Origin of the sequence: Pseudomonas sp. NBRC 111133 (genome assembly GCF_001320605.1) — a bacterium.
GTDB lineage: Bacteria > Pseudomonadota > Gammaproteobacteria > Pseudomonadales > Pseudomonadaceae > Aquipseudomonas > Aquipseudomonas monteilii.
Genome location: NZ_BCBJ01000182.1, coordinates 1 through 1,213, shown reverse-complemented (window position 1 = coordinate 1,213; position 1,213 = coordinate 1). Strand labels below are relative to the sequence as shown.

At 54.7% G+C, this 1,213-nt stretch carries 1 protein-coding gene; it reads right to left on the bottom strand.

The window, feature by feature from the left end:
* Nucleotides 1-1,150 (bottom strand): IS3 family transposase gene (locus tag APH36_RS30340; protein ID WP_104834651.1). Its coding sequence is split into 2 segments (ribosomal slippage), with 1,151 coding nucleotides annotated over them: nucleotides 1-913 and nucleotides 913-1,150; the frame shifts between segments, so codons are not numbered across the junction. This gene is flagged as partial in the annotation.
* Nucleotides 1,151-1,213: the final 63 nt, after the last annotated feature.

The following is a 1,213-nucleotide window of genomic DNA, read 5'->3' as shown; positions in this document are numbered from 1 at the left end:
TAGACACTCTCCAAGCTCAGAAAATAGCGTTTCTCATACTCTACTGGCGACAGCTGCATAGCACTGCTGTGTCGACGCTTGGGGTTATAGAACATCTCGATGTAATCGAAAATATCACTTCGGGCTTCGTCACGCGTTGCGTAGATCTTTCGTCGGATTCGCTCCCGCTTCAAAAGCTGGAAAAAGCTCTCGGCTACGGCATTGTCGTGGCAGTTTCCCCTTCGGCTCATGCTACTGATCACATTGTTGGCTTTCAGGAAGCTTTGCCAATCTGAGCTACTGAACTGACTGCCTTGGTCTGAGTGAATCATCACTTGCTGCTGTGGCTTGCGTCGCCACACGGCCATCAGCATGGCGTCGATGGCTAGGTCGCTGCTCATCCTGGGCTTCATTGACCAACCAATGACTTGGCGAGAGAACAGATCCAGCACTACCGCCAGATACAGCCACCCTTCGTAGGTGCGGATGTAGGTGATATCGGTCACCCAGACCTTATTCGGCTCACTGACCTTGAACTGCCTGGCCAGATGGTTGGGCGATGCCGCTTTTGGTTTTCCGCCATAAAACCCAGTACGACGGCGATAGCCCGTTTGAGAACGCAGCCCCTCTGCCTGCATCAAGCGACCGACTCGATTTCGCCCACAGATCTCTCCTAGCTCTCGCAGGTCATCGTGAATCTTGCGATAGCCATACACGCCGCCGCTTTCTAACCAGGCCTGCTTGATCAAACCAAGCAGGCGCTGATCTTCTTTGGCTCGGGCAGATTGAGGCTCGGCCAGCCAAGCGTAGTAGCCGCTGGGATGCACCTTGAGGGTTTGGCAAAGGCGACGCACTGGGTAATCCGTCGAGTGCTTGTTGATGAAGGCGTACTTCAGCCGCACTCCTTGGCAAAGTACGCGGCGGCCTTCTTTAATATGTCTCGCTCTTCTGTCACCCGCTTGAGTTCAGCGCGCAGCTTGCGCAGTTCAGCCTGCTGATCATTGTCTTGCTGACGCTGCTCTTGGGGCTTGCTGTAGACCTTGATCCAGGCGTAAAGGCTGTGCACGGACATGCCCAGGCGCTGGGCGACCTCGGCGACAGGTTTGCCTTTTTCGGTCACTTGCTTGACCGCTTCGATCTTGAATTCTTCGGGGTAACGCTGACGACTCATGGCACCTCCTATTTGGGCCTCATTATGAGGCTTGGAGGTGTCTACGAAACCAGGGGCGATTCA